Origin of the sequence: Salmonella sp. A29-2, from assembly GCF_020150755.1 — a bacterium.
Classification (GTDB): domain Bacteria; phylum Pseudomonadota; class Gammaproteobacteria; order Enterobacterales; family Enterobacteriaceae; genus Salmonella; species Salmonella enterica.
Window position 1 is genome coordinate 644,829 of sequence record NZ_CP083731.1, and the last position, 15,246, is coordinate 660,074.

Here is a 15,246-nt window from a genome sequence, read left to right on the forward strand (position 1 = left end):
GATGGCGCGATGCTATAAAAGAAAAGATATTAACCGCGGAGCTGTTGTTGACGGAGGGTAGTTTTTACCAGGCGCCAGGCGCTCCAGATACCCAGGCCGCGTTTCGCCCAGCGTACCAACATATTAGGATGACGGATGGTCCAGATGGCCATTACGCTGCTACCGACCAGCGCCCAGGAGCGCAGGCTTAACACCGTATTCCAGCCGCGATCGTACGCGCCGGTGGTCTCCAGCCAGTCGCGACGGCTGGCGGACAGATCCAGCCGTTGCTGCTGGATCTGACTGAGAAGCAGCGCTTTACGTTTTTCGCGTTCGCCTTTGCTGCTCACGACTGATCGTCCTCCAGAATTTGCCGATCGTTAGCCAGTTCGTGCCGCGTATGGCGCAATAGCGTGGACTGACGCGCTTTGCGCAAAGTCCAGATGCCGCCGATTAGCGCAAGCACTAACAGCACAACAGTGGTAGCGATCATCGCGTTCAAACGGTACTGAGGATCGATAGCCCAGATGACCAGAACCATCAGGCTCATTAAGCCAAACGCCGCGAAGAGCATGGTAAGACCTACCATCAGCAAAAGCTGAAAGAGGTTCGCCTTCTCTTCTTCCAGTTCTACTACCGCCAGTCGCAGTCGGGTTTCCACCATCTCAACGATAATGGTGACAATCCGCTGCCCGATACCCAGTACGCTTTTGCCTGGTCCTTGTGCCTGTCGAGAGTCCGCCATAATTAACGACGCGTCAGCAGTACGCCCAACACCAGACCGACAGCGGCGCCAATGCCTACGCCTGTCCAGGGATTTTCGCGCACATAATCATCGGCGCGGGCGGCGGCGACGCGAGTCTGTTTGGCAATCACATCACCCGTTTCGCCCAGGCGGTAACGGCTCTCTTTCAGCGCGCGCTCGGCTTTGCTACGAATCTTACTCAACTCTTCTTTCGACTTTTCGCCCGAAGAGCTCAGCACTTCTTCAAGCGTATCGGTCAGGGATTTCAACTCAGCGCGCAGATGTTCCGTAGTGTTATCTTTCGACATAGTTTTCTCCAGGTGAGTGAGTATTTACATTCGGCGTTAATTTAGTAGTCTCTGGCCTCAAGTTTTTTTAGCTCATCCTGAGCCTCGGCCAGCTTACGTTCACGTTTGTCTATTTTATCCGCATCACCTTTTGCTTTTGCCTCGGCTAAATCACGTTGGCGTTCGGCTACCTCTTCTTTTTGCTCAGCGATCTTTTTCTGATGCTCGGCGCGTAGCTTGCTGTCAGTACAATTAGCGCGTACTTCGCTGAGCGCCTTGTTCAGACCCTCAATACGGCGCTGATTGTTGTGCTTTTCAGCGTAGCTAATTTCCTTTTGTATATCCTGCTCTTTTTCCTGACAAAGCGAATTAGCGTAGCTACCGGCGCTAAGTGTAAAAAGCGTGATAGCCAAAGCGATGCGGTATTTCATTCCTGAACTTTCCCTTATGTTCGGACCCGTTGTCCGGGGCGGTGATCCCGATAATAACGCGGTGGGTTAAACACCGCTTTATTAATCATAGTCATTAAACAATGAAATCACCAAAGTGAGTGATATGATTCGGATTCCTGGAGATTAGCCAAAGCGGTGGGAGCTTTCCCGTAAGCGGGACAGCCACTGTACCGTTTCGTTGTCATCGTCCTGCTGAGCGACGACATAACCGTGTGGTAACGTTTGATCAAGCACTGTTTTTGCTGCGGCGCTTTGCGCAGGGGAATCGAAGGTAATGAGCAACATGTCATTTTTAGGCGTAATGCTTTTAAAATGAATGCCGTTCGCATCCAGATGATGCAGAACTGAGAAGCCGTCTGGCATACTGGCGCCCTGGTTAACCGCGCGAATGGCCAGCGTCGACTCTTGCTGACGCAGCGTTGACCACGTCATCATGAGTATGGTCAGCATCAGTAGAAAAGCGCTGATCCAAATGAGTTGTCGGGCAGTTATGCGTGGTTTAAGCATAAGTTATCCCCGGCTCCCATACTTCTTTTTCCACAGCATGACCAGTGAACCCGCCAGGCCAAAAAAGAGCAGCACCACGGGCAGCAGCATCAGGCATGACATTAACTGATCTTCATATTTCATAAAGACGGGCGTTTTGCCCAGCAGATAGCCCAGCGACGTCAGGATAAGCACCCACAACAAGCCGCTCATCCAGTTGAAGAACTGAAAGCGCGCGTTATTCAGGCCGGATATGCCGGCAATGGTGGGCAGCAGCGTTCTGACAAACGCGATAAAACGGCCTATCAATAATGCCGACAGGCCGTGTTTATGGAAAAGGTGATGGGCGCGTTGATGATAATGTGCGGGGAGATGAGAGAGCCAGTTTTGCACGGTGCGGGTATTCCCCAGCCAGCGGCCCTGAATATAGCTCACCCAGCAACCCAGGCTGGCCGCGACGGTAAGCAGCAAAATGGTTTGTGGATAACCCATCGCGCCTTTGGCGATCAGCACGCCGACCAGGATCAACAGGCTGTCGCCAGGCAAAAAGGCGGCAGGGAGCAGCCCATTTTCCAGAAACAAAATCATAAATAACACAAAATATAACATGCCAATCATGGAAGGATTGGCCAGTGTTTCAAAGTCCTGAGCCCACAGGGCATTCAGCAATTGAGTCAGTAGTTCCATTCAGTATTCCTGGAGAATCGGTTAACGTCACGCCGGTGATCTGAGGTTTGCACTGCCGCAACAGAGTTGGAGTTTTTATCAGCGTTGCGGAAACGGCAAATTCGCGGCCTGAACTATTCCTTGTTAAGTTGTGAAGTAAGCAAGCACTAACACACAAAAATTCAAAATGCATCTAATTGTAACAAAGGTCAACGAAGTCCGTTATAGAAATTACGCGTCGTTGAACTTTGATTTTGCTTATCGCAAGGGAGGGTGGCGAGAGGATTTACACAGGCTGACACTTTATACTTTACGCTGACCGAGCGCCGCGGCAGACGCCATCTACATATAACGTTACGCGAGGATGTTGCGTGTGAACATCAATTCGCTTTACGTCACAGCCTATGGATTGGGAGATTCAGATCTATCGTTACGCCGGATGGCATACGCCATCCGGCATCAATAATCACTTAGCTACGCAAGGCGTTATTCGCCAGACGTTCGTCCTCTGCCTGGCAGGCTGCCGCAGTGAACAGAACATCGGTAGATGAGTTCAGCGCCGTTTCACACGAATCCTGCAATACGCCGATAATAAAGCCGACCGCTACTACCTGCATCGCGATATCGTTCGGGATGCCAAACATGTTGCACGCCAGCGGGATCAGCAGCAATGAACCGCCTGCCACGCCGGAGGCGCCGCAAGCACACAGCGAGGCCACCACGCTCAGCAGCAACGCTGTAGGCAGATCCACCGGGACGCCTAACGTATGAACTGCCGCCAACGTCAGAACCGTAATGGTAATTGCCGCGCCGGCCATATTGATGGTGGCGCCCAGCGGAATGGAAACGGAGTAAGTATCCCTGTCCAGATTCAGCTTTTCGCACAGCGCCATATTCACTGGAATATTGGCGGCAGAGCTGCGGGTAAAGAAGGCATAAACGCCGCTTTCACGCAGGCAGGCGAACACCAGCGGATAAGGGTTGCGACGAATTTTCCAGAATACCAACAGCGGGTTGACCACCAGCGCGACCAGCAGCATACAGCCAATCAAGACGACCAGCAGGTGCGCATAGCCCCACAGGGTGGAGAAGCCGGTGGTTGCAAGCGTTGATGAAACCAGACCAAAAATACCGACTGGCGCGAAACGGATCACCAGTTTCACCATAAAGGTCACGGCGTTAGACATATCGTTCACGAGGTTTTTGGTGGTTTCATTGCCATGACGCAGGGCAAATCCCAGACCGACGGCCCACACCAGAATCCCGATATAGTTAGCGTTCAGCAGCGCGTCGATGGGGTTCGACACCATGCTCATCAGCAGACCGCGCAGGACTTCTACAATGCCGGACGGCGGCACGATATCCTGGGCGCTACTGGACAGATGCAGCGTTGAAGGGAAGGCGAAGCTGAACACAACGGCCGCCAGCGCGGCTGAAAAGGTGCCTAGCAGGTAAAGAAAGAGAATAGGGCGAATATTGGTTTTTTGACCGTGCTGGTGGTTGGCGATCGAGGCCATTACCAGCATCAGCACCAGAACGGGGGCGACCGCTTTTAAGGCGCCGACGAACAGGGTGCCAAGCAAGCCAACCGCTTCTGCCGCAGGCTTAGAAATCCATGCCAGTAAAATCCCCAGTACCAGACCCACTAAAATTTGTTTAACCAGACTGCCTTGCGCTAAACGCTGCAGTAGCCCTGATGCTCGTTGCGTAGCCATTTCATATTCCTTGTATTGTGTTGCTGGTCATCCCCTGCACGCTCTTACGGCGCATCTTTCAGGATGTAACAAAGTGTTTGCCTGGTTGAGTATAAGGAAAGTTGAAGGTTCGGGAAGCGAAATATCCTGGATTTTTTGCTGTGATCATGTTTTATAACTTTACATTAACAGTATTGTGACATGTTAAACAAAAACGCCCGACAGCTGTGCGCTGCCGGGCGTTTTTGACGGGGCAGGTTTACCCCGATAAAAGATTATTGCGCTCGTAGTTTCTTATCGCGCTGATGGTTAACCCAAGCGTTAATCACCAGCGTAATGGTCAGAATGCCAAACACTACGCCCAGCGAAATCGCGATAGGAATATGGTAGAAGTCGACGATCAGCATCTTAATGCCGATAAAGACCAGAATGACCGCCAGACCATATTTCAGCATCGAGAAGCGTTCCGCCACGCCGGACAGCAGGAAGTACATCGCGCGCAGTCCTAAGATGGCAAACAGGTTAGAGGTCAGTACGATGAACGGGTCGGTGGTGACCGCAAAGATCGCCGGAATACTGTCAACGGCGAAGATCACATCGCTGAACTCAACCATAATCAGCACCAGCAGCAGCGGCGTGGCATACAGCAGGCCGTTTTTACGTACGAAAAAGTGCTCGTTCTCGATCGTATCAGTCATGCGCAGATGCCCGCGCAGCCAACGCACCATCGGTTTTTCGCCAATGCCGGATTCGTCTTCCTTCGCCAGCGCCATTTTTACGCCGGTAAACAGCAGGAAGGCGCCGAACACATACAGCAGCCATTCGAACTGAGTGATAAGCCAGGTACCGGCGAAAATCATGATAGTACGCAACACGATCGCGCCAAGAACCCCATACACCAGCACCCGGCGTTGCAGAGCCGGAGGGACGGAGAAATAGCTAAACAGCATCAGCCAGACAAAGACGTTATCTACGGCCAGCGACTTTTCAATCAGATAGCCGGTAAGGAACGCCAATGCCTGCGGATCAGCAACTTCACGCCCTTGCGTTTCAGCCAGATACCACCAGAAAGCGGCGTTAAACAGTAGCGAGAGCGTTACCCACAGAATTGACCATCCTGCCGCTTGTTTCATCGACATAACATGTGCGCCACGGCGTCCCTGCAACAACAGGTCGATGGATAGCATTATCACCACAACAACCGCGAATCCACCCCATAATAATGGCGTACCAACAGTATTCATTATTTCTCCCCATGCAAAAAAAAACGGCTAACGCCGAATGGCATTAGCCGCTGCTTTTATGCATAGACCTTGCCATTCGGCAAGGTCTCACTTACAACAATAAAGGAATACGCTGACGCATTCCTTTATGGCTGCCCGGTGACCGGATGTGGTTTTGCACACATCGTAATGACGATCGACCGGCAATGAAGTTACTCCCCTTTGCGCGTAACAAAGTATGACAGGCCACGCGTAGAGTCAATGACCTGTAACATATTATTTACATAATTTTACGCAGTAAGGGGATGAGTTAGATCGTCCGCCGGGAAGATGACCCCGGTTTGACGGCGTATTTCTGTCAGCCATTTTGCCGTGGCGCGACTTAGCGACAACCCCGGATGTTCCACGGCGTGGTTTTCAATAAGCTGGGCAAAAGCCCCGGCTTCATACAGCATGGTATTAATATGCTGAGGCTGGGTCAGATCCTGCATCAGCGCGCCGCGCGGCGCAAAACACACTTTCTGGCATTCCGACAGCTTTTCAATGATCAGCGATCCCCTCTCGCCCTGAATTTCACTGGCCAGTACCGAGTCGCTGACTTTGGAATGCTGTAGCGTGACGCTAAAATCGCCGTAATCCATAACCACGACGCCGTGCGCATCTACTCCGCTTTCCAATAAATTCGCCGACGCCTGAACGCTGCGCGGCTCGCCCCATAGCGCGATCGCCGACGCCAGACAGTAATACCCGATATCCATAATCGAACCATTGGAGAAGGCCGGATTAAACGTATTCGGATTTTCACCGTTCAGATAGCGCTGATAACGTGAAGAGTACTGGCAGTAATTTAGGAATGCTTTATGCATTCTGCCGATTTTCGGCAACGATTCCCGCAGCAGCAGGAAATTGGGCAGGCAGGCGGTTTTAAAGGCTTCAAACAGTACCCGCTGATTATCGCGCGCGCAGGCGATAGCGGCATCAACCTCCGCCAGGTTAGAAGCCAGCGGCTTTTCGCACATGACATGTTTTTTATGCTGCAAAAAGCGCTGCGTTTGGGAGAAATGCAAGGAATTCGGGCTGGCGATATAAACCGCCTCTATCGCGTCGCTTTGCGCCATCGCTTCCAGCGAGGTAAACAGATGCTCGACGGGATAATCATTTGCGAAAGACTGCGCCTGTTCAAGACTACGGGAGTAAACGGCGGCGAGCCTGAATTTGCCGGTTTCATGGGCGGCGTCGACAAACTGGCGCGTGATCCAGTTAGTCCCAATTACAGCGAAACGTATCATAAACGTCAGCGGACTCCAGAAAGGGATTTTCGTCAATGTAGCACGCCTTTCCGCCCTTGCCAGTGCGCTGCGACGCACTCTGGCATTTTACTGGCGAGAAGGGCACCCGTGTGCGCTATCAGCCCCAATAGTGACGCCAGCGCCCAGATATTTAGGCTGACGGTGCAAAATTTTGGCATCCAGCACCGCGCTAACCCGCGCCAGCTTTTCCCGAAGTCGTGTGTAGGTTCCGTGCCTTTTATTCAGATCCGGCGCGTTAACGCCGATAGCGTCAATGCCATATTGTTGCGCCAGCCAGATCGCCCGTTGATTATGAAATGCTTGCGAGATAATCGTAATGCGGCTTTCGCCAAACACTTTCCGGGCGCGAACCACGGAGTCCAGCGTGGAGAATCCGGCATAATCACAAAAAATGGCCGCTTCCGGCACACCTTTCGCTATCAGCGCCTGCTGCATCGCCGAAGGTTCATCGTACTCTTTTTTGCCGTTATCGCCGCTGACTAACAGCCACTTCACTTTACCGGCGTGATACAACGCGGCGGCAGTATTAATCCGCCGGGTAAAATACCGATTGCCGGGTTTAGCGCCTAACACCAGCCCGACGTTGCGGGCGGGAACGGTCTGAATATCATTCCATGTCAGATGCTGCGAGGCGTTGACGATAAGCCAGTTGGAATAGAAAAGCGCGACGCCTGCTGCGACAAGCAGAAAACACGCCACTGTTAACGCCCGGCGTGTAAAACAGAGGCGGCGGATAAAACGGGCACATTGTGAGAGCATGGTTGTTGCGCGGTTCCGTTGGCGGTGGATAAAAAATACCCTCTACAGATCGTCATCCTTGACGTGGCGGCAGGCAATGAGCGAAATGTGAACGCGCCGATTTTATGCCCACGCCGTTAAAAAGATACGGGGGAAGGGGCATTTTCAGAATTTATTGTGCCGACAGCGCCTGATGCGTCAGCCACAGTCGCGTATCAAACTCCAGTTGATGGTACTGCGGCTCCATATGGCAGCAGAGCTGATAAAACGCTTTGTTATGATCTTTCTCTTTCAGGTGCGCCAGCTCGTGAACCACAATCATCCGTAAGAATGGCTCCGGGGCGTTGCGAAACACGGTGGCGACGCGGATCTCCGCCTTTGCCTTGAGCTTGCCGCCCTGAACGCGCGAGACAGCGGTATGCAGTCCCAGCGCATTTTTCAGCACATGGATCTTGCTGTCATACATCACTTTATTGATGGGCGGCGCATTGCGCAGAAACTGACTTTTCAGTTCCTGAGTATAGTGATATAGCGCTTTGTCAGTGGCGTAATCATGCGCGCCGGGATAACGTTTTTCCAGCACCGCTCCCAGGCGCTGCTCGGCGATTAAGGCGCGCACCTGGGCAAGGAGATGTTCCGGATACCCCTGAAGGTAAGTTAGTGAGGTCATCAAAGCTCCATGTTGCTGATAAAAAGTGTATACTCACGCACCCTTTTCAGGGATAACGCCGCAATTTTACCATTCAGGAGGCCTAATGAGCCACGTAGACGACGGTTTCCGTTCACTGACGCTGAAACGTTTTCCGCAAACGGATGATGTTAACCCGCTTCTGGCGTGGGAGGCGGCCGATGAGTATCTGCTGCAACAGTTGGATGAGACGGAAATTCGCGGCCCGGTGCTGATCCTGAATGATACGTTTGGCGCGCTAAGCTGTGCGCTGGCGGAGCATTCGCCATACAGTATTGGCGATTCATATTTAAGCGAACTGGGGACGCGAGAGAATTTACGCTATAACGGCATCGCGGAGTCCAGCGTAACGTTTCTCGACAGTACCGCTGACTACCCGCAGGCGCCGGGCATGGTATTGATTAAGGTACCGAAAACACTGGCATTGCTGGAACAGCAGTTACGCGCTTTGCGTAAGGTCGTTACGGCACAAACGCGTATTATCGCCGGCGCGAAAGCGCGTGATATTCATACCTCTACGCTGGAACTGTTTGAAAAAGTGCTGGGCCCAACCACGACGACGCTGGCGTGGAAGAAAGCGCGCCTGATTAACTGTACCTTCAGTCATCCGCAACTGGCCGACGCGCCGCAAACGCTAAGCTGGAAACTGGAAGATACAGGCTGGACGATTCACAACCACGCGAATGTGTTTTCTCGTACCGGATTGGATATCGGCGCGCGCTTCTTTATGCAGCATTTGCCGGAAAACCTCGACGGGGAGATTGTCGATCTCGGCTGCGGCAATGGGGTGATTGGCCTGAGCTTACTGGCGAAAAATCCGCAGGCGAACGTGGTATTTGTCGATGAATCGCCGATGGCGGTAGATTCCAGCCGTTTGAATGTAGAAACGAACCTGCCGGAAGCGTTCGAACGCTGCGAATTTATGATCAACAACGCGCTCTCCGGCGTGGAGCCGTTCCGTTTTAACGCTGTGTTCTGCAACCCGCCGTTCCACCAGAAACATGCGCTGACGGATAATATCGCCTGGGAGATGTTCCATCATGCCCGCCGCTGCCTGAAAATCAACGGCGAACTGTATATTGTGGCGAACCGCCATCTGGACTATTTCCACAAGCTGAAGAAGATTTTCGGTAATTGCGCGACGATAGCAACCAACAATAAGTTTGTTATTTTGAAAGCGGTGAAGCAGGGACGCCGTCGATAAGGCGCTCAAGCGTCATACCGGCCTATAAAACCGGTATGACGGCGTAAGCCCGATAAGCGCAGCGCCATCAGGCAAAGTCGTTAAATCTCCAGCGCCAGTCGGGTGCCCTGGGCAATCGCCCGTCGGGCATCCAGCTCCATCGCGACATCGCATCCGCCGATAAGATGTACCGTTTTACCTGCGGCGCGTAACGGGTCCGCCAGCTCGCGGCGAGGTTCCTGTCCGGCGCAGATCACCACATGATCCACTTCCAGCAACTGCGGTTCGCCGCCGATCAAGAGATGTAATCCGTCGTCGTCGATCTTCTGGTAACTGACCGCCGGGATCATCTTCACGCCGCGCGCCAGTAACGTCGCGCGATGGATCCAGCCGGTGGTTTTACCTAATCCTTCGCCCGGCTTGCTGGCTTTGCGTTGCAGCATGACGATTTGCCGTGGACTACGTGCCAGGCGTGGGCCTTCCGGGCGCAGACCGCCTGCCTGTTGCAGGCTGGTATCAATTCCCCATTCCGTACAAAATTCAGCAATATTTTGGCTGGTGGATTCGCCGTGCTGGCTCAGATACATGGCCGTGTCAAAACCGATCCCGCCGCAGCCGATGATCGCCACTCGCTTACCAACCGGCGCCTTATCGCGCAATACCTCCAGGTAGGTCAATGCTTTTGGATGATCGATACCGTCTATCGGCGGGCGGCGCGGTACTATTCCACAAGCGAGGATCGCTTCGTCAAACGGCTGAAGATCCTCTGCGTTCACCCGTTGGTTCAGTTTCAGCGTAACGCCAGTAATATCGATCATTCGACGGTAGTAGCGCAGCGTTTCGTAAAACTCCTCTTTACCCGGGATCTGCCTGGCGATAGTAAACTGGCCGCCAATTTCACTCTGGGCGTCAAACAGCGTGACATGATGGCCGCGCGACGCGGCGTTAATCGCGAAAGCCAGCCCCGCCGGGCCTGCGCCGACAACGGCCAGGTTCTTTTTGCGTATGGCCGGCGTTATCGGCATGTGGGTTTCGTGACAGGCGCGTGGGTTCACCAGACAGGAGGTCACTTTGCCGATGAAGATCCGATCCAGACAGGCTTGATTACAGCCGATACAGGTGTTGATCTCATCTGCGCGTCCGGATTGCGCTTTAGTCAGGAATTCGGCATCGGCAAGGAAGGGACGCGCCATCGACACCATATCAGCATCGCCGCGCGTCAGGATCGTCTCGGCGACCTGCGGATCGTTAATGCGATTGGTCGCGATCAGCGGAACCGACACATGACCTTTGAGTTTCCGCGTCACCCAGCTAAAGGCGCCACGCGGTACTGGCGTGGCGATGGTCGGGATTCGCGCCTCATGCCAGCCAATGCCGGTATTAATTAGGCTTGCGCCTGCGGCTTCAATGGCTTGCGCCAGTTGTACCGTTTCGTTGAACGTGCCGCCATTTTCCACCAGATCGAGCATCGACAGGCGATAGATAATAATAAAGTCGTTCCCTACCCGCTGGCGTACCGCGCGTACTACCTCAACCGCGAAGCGCATACGGTTGGCATAGTCGCCGCCCCATTCGTCATCGCGATGGTTAGTTCGCCGGGTGAGAAATTCATTAATCAGATAGCCCTCTGATCCCATCACCTCTACGCCGTCGTAGCCTGCTTCCCGCGCCAGCTGCGCGCAATGCGCGAAGTCGTCGATTAACTGCAAGATTTCATCATGCGTCAGTTCATGCGGCATAAAGCGGTTGATTGGCGCCTGAATTGCCGACGGCGCGACCAGGTGCGGCTGATAGCTGTAACGCCCGGTGTGCAGAATTTGCAGCGCGATTTTACCGCCTTCCGCATGTACGGCATCGGTCACCACGCGGTGAGGCGTTAATTGGCTGGCGTCGTTCAGCATCGCGCCGCCGGTCATCACGACCCCGGAGGGAACGGGCGCAATACCGCCGGTGACGATTAACGCTACGCCGTGTCGCGCGCGCTCGGCATAAAATGCCGCCAGGCGCTCGGCGCCATCAGGATGTTCTTCCAGACCCGTGTGCATCGATCCCATCAGCACGCGGTTTCTGAGAGTAGTAAAGCCCAGATCGAGCGGGGCGAACAGCGACGGGTAGCTCATAAGCGTATCCAGTATGTAAAATTATTGTTATGTGGTCGGATGAGTTACTACTGTAGCCGTCGCGAGGTAAAAGGGAAAAGGGGAATGTGGTGATTGTGATGGGATTCAAAAAAGAGGCTGCGACCCGGGGAAAACAGGCCGGATAAGCACAGCGCCATCCGGCATCGTTTTTAAACCTCTTCAACGCTCACCTGCATCGCCGCCAGCGCATTACGCGCTGATTTCAATACCTGTTCGCACAGTTCAATGGTTAGCGTGAGCGGTGGCTCAATACGAATTGTTTTCGCATTATTCAGCGTACCAGCGACCAGCACGCGTTGACGGAACATCTCACTGGCAAAACGGTAGCCCGTTTCGTTGTCGACAAATTCAATGGCCATCAACATACCTTTGCCGCGCGCATCGTGTACCAGATTGGGATACTCACGCGCAAGTTGTCGAAAACCATCCAGGAGCGTATCGCCTTTTTGTTCCGCCTGGGCCGGGAGATTTTGCTCCAGCAGGACGTTAATGGTCGCCAGCGCGGCAGCACAAGCCAGCGGATTACCGCCAAAAGTGGTGGTATGCAGGAAGGGGTTGTCGAACAGAACCGAAAACACCTCTTCAGTCGCGATGGTGGCGCCAATCGGCATCACGCCGCCGCCCAGGGCTTTCGCCAGACACAGAATATCAGGCTGCACATTTTCGTGCTCGCAGGCAAACATCTTGCCGGTACGCCCCATGCCGGTTTGTACTTCATCCAGAATCATCAGCGCGCCGAATTCGTCACAGAGCTTACGTACCTCTGTCAGGTATCCCTGCGGCGGCAGGATCACGCCGCCTTCACCCTGAATAGGCTCCAGAATCACGGCTGCTATCTCGTCGCCCGTTTTTTTGCCTTCGCTAAATGCCATGCTCATCGCGTCGATATTGCCAAACGGCACATGGCGGAAGCCCGGCAGTAAAGGCATAAAGGGTCTGCGGAAGGTGGATTTGGCCGTGGCGGAGAGCGCGCCCAATGATTTGCCGTGAAATGCGCCGCTGGTGGCGATAAAGGTAAACTTGCCGCGCGGCGACTGATACGCTTTTGCCAGTTTTAGCGCCGCTTCGACGGATTCGGTGCCGCTGTTACAGAAAAAGCTGTACTTGAGTTTCCCCGGTGTCAGCGCCGCCAGCGTTTTTGCCAGCATCGCCCGCAAGGGATCAAGTAACTCCTGGCTGTGGAGAGGTTGTTTTGCGAGTTGATTCTGGACGGCGGATACCACAACAGGATTACGGTGCCCCACGTTAAAGATGCCAAACCCCCCAAGACAGTCGATAAACTCCTGCCCCTGGGTGTCGACAAGCGTATTCAAACTGCCCGCTTGCCACTCTACGGCTCCGTAATCCCCGCCGGCGGTAACAGATTTCCGGTATTCCAGAAATCCTGGATTTACATGCTCTTTAAAGTAGTCAATGACCTCTCGGTTTAGTGCTTTCATTTCCTCATGGTTTAGCGTTCGCTTCTCGATGAGATTCAGTGCGTGCGCGCTACAGGCCAAAGCCGATGCGCTGGAAGGTAACCTGTTCAAAATGAGCTCCAGAGGGCCGTGTATCACATGATACTGAATTAAGTATTGCAGGGATTAGCGGGGGTCTAAGCCCATAGTGAAAATCGGGATAAACACCAGGAATAATCACATTTACACAACATTTAATGTCACGTGTTAACAATTGGATGCATTTTGAGCAGATCTTGTTTTACGGTTTACGGTGTGTTGCGTTAGCGGCGGCGTGAGAAAAAGGTGAGCCAGGGTAGATTTTAAAGAAAAAGGTTGTCCACGCTAAACAATTTCATAATGAAAATAAGGCGCGGGATGAGGTAAAAATCGTACAAATATTAAGGATTAATCGCAAATTGCGATCCAGAGCAATTTTAACAACTAAAGATAAATAGATTAGCGCCGAAATAACATCTGAGCGAAAAATTAACATCCAGATAACCTGCACAGGACGCTATCATGTCTTCTCATCCCTACGTCAGCCAGCTAAATACCCCGCTGGATGATGATACCACTCTGATGTCTACGACCGACCTGGAAAGCTATATCACTCACGCCAATGACACTTTTGTCCAGGTGAGCGGCTATCAGTTAAACGAGTTACTGGCGCAGCCACATAATCTGGTGCGTCATCCGGATATGCCGAAAGCTGCCTTCGCAGATATGTGGTATACCCTAAAACAGGGCGAACCGTGGAGCGGCATTGTGAAAAACCGGCGTAAAAACGGCGACCATTATTGGGTGCGGGCCAACGCGGTACCGATGATACGTGAAGGGCGTGTGACGGGATATATGTCGATCCGTACCCGCGCCACGGATGATGAGATTGCCGCCGTCGAGCCTTTATATCAGGCGCTAAATGAAGGGCGGTGTAGTAAACGTATTCATAAAGGCCTGGTGGTTCGTCAGGGCTTGCTGGGCAAACTGCCCGCTATGCCTGTTCGCTGGCGAGTGCGTAGTATTATGGGGCTAATGGCCGTAATGCTGGCGTTGGCGCTGTTCGGTACGGATGCCTCATGGCAGGCGTTGTTGTTGGGCGCGTTGGCGATGCTGGCAGGTACGGCGCTATTTGAATGGCAAATTGTGCGTCCCATTGAAAATGTGGCGACGCAGGCGCTGAAAGTGGCGACCGGCGAACGCAACAGCGTACAACACCTTAATCGTAGCGATGAGTTGGGGCTGACGCTGAGGGCCGTGGGGCAGCTTGGCTTGATGTGCCGCTGGCTGATCAATGACGTATCAAGTCAGGTTTCCAGCGTCAGAAACGGCAGTGAAAGGCTGGCGAAGGGTAACAATGATCTGAACGAACACACCCGTCAGACCGTGGAGAATGTTCAGGAAACGGTAACGACCATGAACCAGATGGCGGAGTCTGTGAAGCTCAATTCCGAGACGGCTTCCGCTGCGGATAAGCTTTCCATGGCGGCCAGTAGCGCGGCGACTCAGGGAGGTGAGGCGATGGATACGGTGATTAAAACGATGGATGATATCGCTCACAGTACGCAACGTATCGGGACGATCACCACGCTAATTAACGATATCGCTTTCCAGACGAATATCCTGGCGCTGAATGCGGCGGTAGAAGCGGCGAGAGCGGGCGAGCAGGGGAAAGGGTTTGCCGTGGTTGCTGGCGAGGTACGCCATCTTGCCAGCCGCAGCGCTAACGCGGCGAACGATATTCGTAAATTAATTGATGCCAGCGCAACAAAGGTGCAGTCAGGCTCCGAGCAGGTTCACGCCGCAGGCCGTACCATGGATGACATTGTAGCCCAGGTGCAAAATGTCACCCTGCTTATCGCACGGATCAGCCAGTCGACGCAGGAACAGACAGATGGGCTTTCCAGCCTGACTCGCGCCGTGGACGAGTTGAACCGCATAACCCAGAAAAATGCGGCGCTGGTGGAAGAGAGCGCACAAGTCTCCGCGATGGTAAAACACCGTGCCAGCCGGCTGGAGGATGCGGTCACGGTACTGCATTAAGTTTATTTGTAGGTCGCAACGGTAATGACATCCGCCTGGTAGCAACAAGCTTACCGGGCGGATGCGCTCTGATAGAAGGCGGTGCCTGCCATCATAGAGAGTATCAGTGGCCTGTGATGTTAAAAATAATGTGATATTTATTCCTTCTTCTTGTCTACCTATTAATAGGTATAAG

The 15,246-nt window shown here is 53.3% G+C and carries 15 protein-coding genes; 2 read left to right on the top strand and 13 right to left on the bottom strand.

The features are described 5' to 3' along the window. Positions 1–29: 29 nt before the first annotated feature. The 11 genes from K8W53_RS03140 to K8W53_RS03190 form a co-directional block, all read right to left on the bottom strand. On the bottom strand, positions 30–329 hold the full coding sequence (locus K8W53_RS03140; RefSeq protein WP_000095496.1) for a YqjK-like family protein: 300 nt from the start codon (positions 327–329) through the stop codon (positions 30–32). Next, entirely contained in the window at positions 326–724 is a 399-nt protein-coding gene (locus K8W53_RS03145; RefSeq protein ID WP_000785626.1) for a phage holin family protein, read from the bottom strand. The genes K8W53_RS03140 and K8W53_RS03145 overlap by 4 nt, the downstream gene beginning before the upstream one ends. A gap of 2 nt (positions 725–726) precedes the next feature. Beyond that, positions 727–1,032 carry a DUF883 family protein gene (locus tag K8W53_RS03150; RefSeq protein ID WP_000031219.1) on the bottom strand — a complete coding sequence of 102 codons (306 nt, stop codon included), beginning with the start codon at positions 1,030–1,032 and terminating at the stop codon, positions 727–729. Between the two features lie 41 nt (positions 1,033–1,073). Beyond that, on the bottom strand, positions 1,074–1,442 hold the full coding sequence (locus tag K8W53_RS03155) for a DUF1090 domain-containing protein (RefSeq protein ID WP_000877297.1): 369 nt from the start codon (positions 1,440–1,442) through the stop codon (positions 1,074–1,076). Between the two features lie 144 nt (positions 1,443–1,586). Next, the gene (gene mzrA / locus K8W53_RS03160; protein WP_000917516.1) at positions 1,587–1,970 is read right to left on the bottom strand and encodes an EnvZ/OmpR regulon moderator MzrA; all 384 of its coding nucleotides are present in this window, start codon (positions 1,968–1,970) and stop codon (positions 1,587–1,589) included. A 3-nt stretch (positions 1,971–1,973) separates the two neighbouring features. Next, entirely contained in the window at positions 1,974–2,636 is a 663-nt protein-coding gene (gene yqjA, locus K8W53_RS03165) for a DedA family general envelope maintenance protein YqjA (protein ID WP_000422143.1), read from the bottom strand. A 449-nt stretch (positions 2,637–3,085) separates the two neighbouring features. Next, entirely contained in the window at positions 3,086–4,330 is a 1,245-nt protein-coding gene (gene sstT, locus K8W53_RS03170; RefSeq protein ID WP_000235363.1) for a serine/threonine transporter SstT, read from the bottom strand. A gap of 254 nt (positions 4,331–4,584) precedes the next feature. Next, positions 4,585–5,553: a TerC family protein gene (locus K8W53_RS03175; RefSeq protein WP_052939306.1), complete on the bottom strand. Its 969-nt coding sequence runs from the start codon at positions 5,551–5,553 to the stop codon at positions 4,585–4,587. Positions 5,554–5,822: 269 nt separating this feature from the next. Further along, positions 5,823–6,821, bottom strand: a complete 999-nt coding sequence (locus K8W53_RS03180; RefSeq protein WP_023223845.1) for a Gfo/Idh/MocA family protein — start codon at positions 6,819–6,821, stop codon at positions 5,823–5,825. An 87-nt stretch (positions 6,822–6,908) separates the two neighbouring features. Further along, positions 6,909–7,601 carry a vancomycin high temperature exclusion protein gene (locus K8W53_RS03185; protein WP_000951045.1) on the bottom strand — a complete coding sequence of 231 codons (693 nt, stop codon included), beginning with the start codon at positions 7,599–7,601 and terminating at the stop codon, positions 6,909–6,911. Between the two features lie 151 nt (positions 7,602–7,752). Then, positions 7,753–8,250, bottom strand: a complete 498-nt coding sequence (locus tag K8W53_RS03190; RefSeq protein WP_000202966.1) for a M48 family metallopeptidase — start codon at positions 8,248–8,250, stop codon at positions 7,753–7,755. Positions 8,251–8,335: 85 nt separating this feature from the next. Between K8W53_RS03190 and rlmG the strand changes: the two genes are divergently transcribed. Continuing rightward, a complete protein-coding gene (rlmG, locus tag K8W53_RS03195) occupies positions 8,336–9,472 on the top strand; it encodes a 23S rRNA (guanine(1835)-N(2))-methyltransferase RlmG (protein WP_023223846.1) in 1,137 nt (378 codons plus the stop codon). Positions 9,473–9,552: 80 nt separating this feature from the next. On the opposite strand, the gene K8W53_RS03200 is transcribed toward rlmG, so the two are convergent. Beyond that, entirely contained in the window at positions 9,553–11,571 is a 2,019-nt protein-coding gene (locus tag K8W53_RS03200; protein WP_023223847.1) for an NADPH-dependent 2,4-dienoyl-CoA reductase, read from the bottom strand. A 170-nt stretch (positions 11,572–11,741) separates the two neighbouring features. Beyond that, positions 11,742–13,121, bottom strand: a complete 1,380-nt coding sequence (gene ygjG / locus K8W53_RS03205) for a putrescine aminotransferase (RefSeq protein WP_001520281.1) — start codon at positions 13,119–13,121, stop codon at positions 11,742–11,744. Between the two features lie 429 nt (positions 13,122–13,550). On the opposite strand from ygjG, the gene K8W53_RS03210 reads away from it, so the two are divergent. Continuing rightward, on the top strand, positions 13,551–15,071 hold the full coding sequence (locus tag K8W53_RS03210; RefSeq protein ID WP_000094645.1) for a PAS domain-containing methyl-accepting chemotaxis protein: 1,521 nt from the start codon (positions 13,551–13,553) through the stop codon (positions 15,069–15,071). The last annotated feature ends 175 nt before the right edge of the window (positions 15,072–15,246 follow it).

Excerpts from the sequence above, each read along its gene's own strand:
- K8W53_RS03145 (WP_000785626.1), bottom strand. The coding sequence starts at position 724 with ATGGCGGACTCTCGACAGGCACAAGGACCAGGCAAAAGCGTACTGGGT.
- K8W53_RS03150 (WP_000031219.1), bottom strand. The coding sequence starts at position 1,032 with ATGTCGAAAGATAACACTACGGAACATCTGCGCGCTGAGTTGAAATCC.
- K8W53_RS03155 (WP_000877297.1), bottom strand. The coding sequence starts at position 1,442 with ATGAAATACCGCATCGCTTTGGCTATCACGCTTTTTACACTTAGCGCC.
- mzrA (WP_000917516.1), bottom strand. The coding sequence starts at position 1,970 with ATGCTTAAACCACGCATAACTGCCCGACAACTCATTTGGATCAGCGCT.
- yqjA (WP_000422143.1), bottom strand. The coding sequence starts at position 2,636 with ATGGAACTACTGACTCAATTGCTGAATGCCCTGTGGGCTCAGGACTTT.
- sstT (WP_000235363.1), bottom strand. The coding sequence starts at position 4,330 with ATGGCTACGCAACGAGCATCAGGGCTACTGCAGCGTTTAGCGCAAGGC.
- K8W53_RS03175 (WP_052939306.1), bottom strand. The coding sequence starts at position 5,553 with ATGAATACTGTTGGTACGCCATTATTATGGGGTGGATTCGCGGTTGTT.
- K8W53_RS03180 (WP_023223845.1), bottom strand. The coding sequence starts at position 6,821 with ATGATACGTTTCGCTGTAATTGGGACTAACTGGATCACGCGCCAGTTT.
- K8W53_RS03185 (WP_000951045.1), bottom strand. The coding sequence starts at position 7,601 with ATGCTCTCACAATGTGCCCGTTTTATCCGCCGCCTCTGTTTTACACGC.
- K8W53_RS03190 (WP_000202966.1), bottom strand. The coding sequence starts at position 8,250 with ATGACCTCACTAACTTACCTTCAGGGGTATCCGGAACATCTCCTTGCC.
- rlmG (WP_023223846.1), top strand. The coding sequence starts at position 8,336 with ATGAGCCACGTAGACGACGGTTTCCGTTCACTGACGCTGAAACGTTTT.
- K8W53_RS03200 (WP_023223847.1), bottom strand. The coding sequence starts at position 11,571 with ATGAGCTACCCGTCGCTGTTCGCCCCGCTCGATCTGGGCTTTACTACT.
- K8W53_RS03210 (WP_000094645.1), top strand. The coding sequence starts at position 13,551 with ATGTCTTCTCATCCCTACGTCAGCCAGCTAAATACCCCGCTGGATGAT.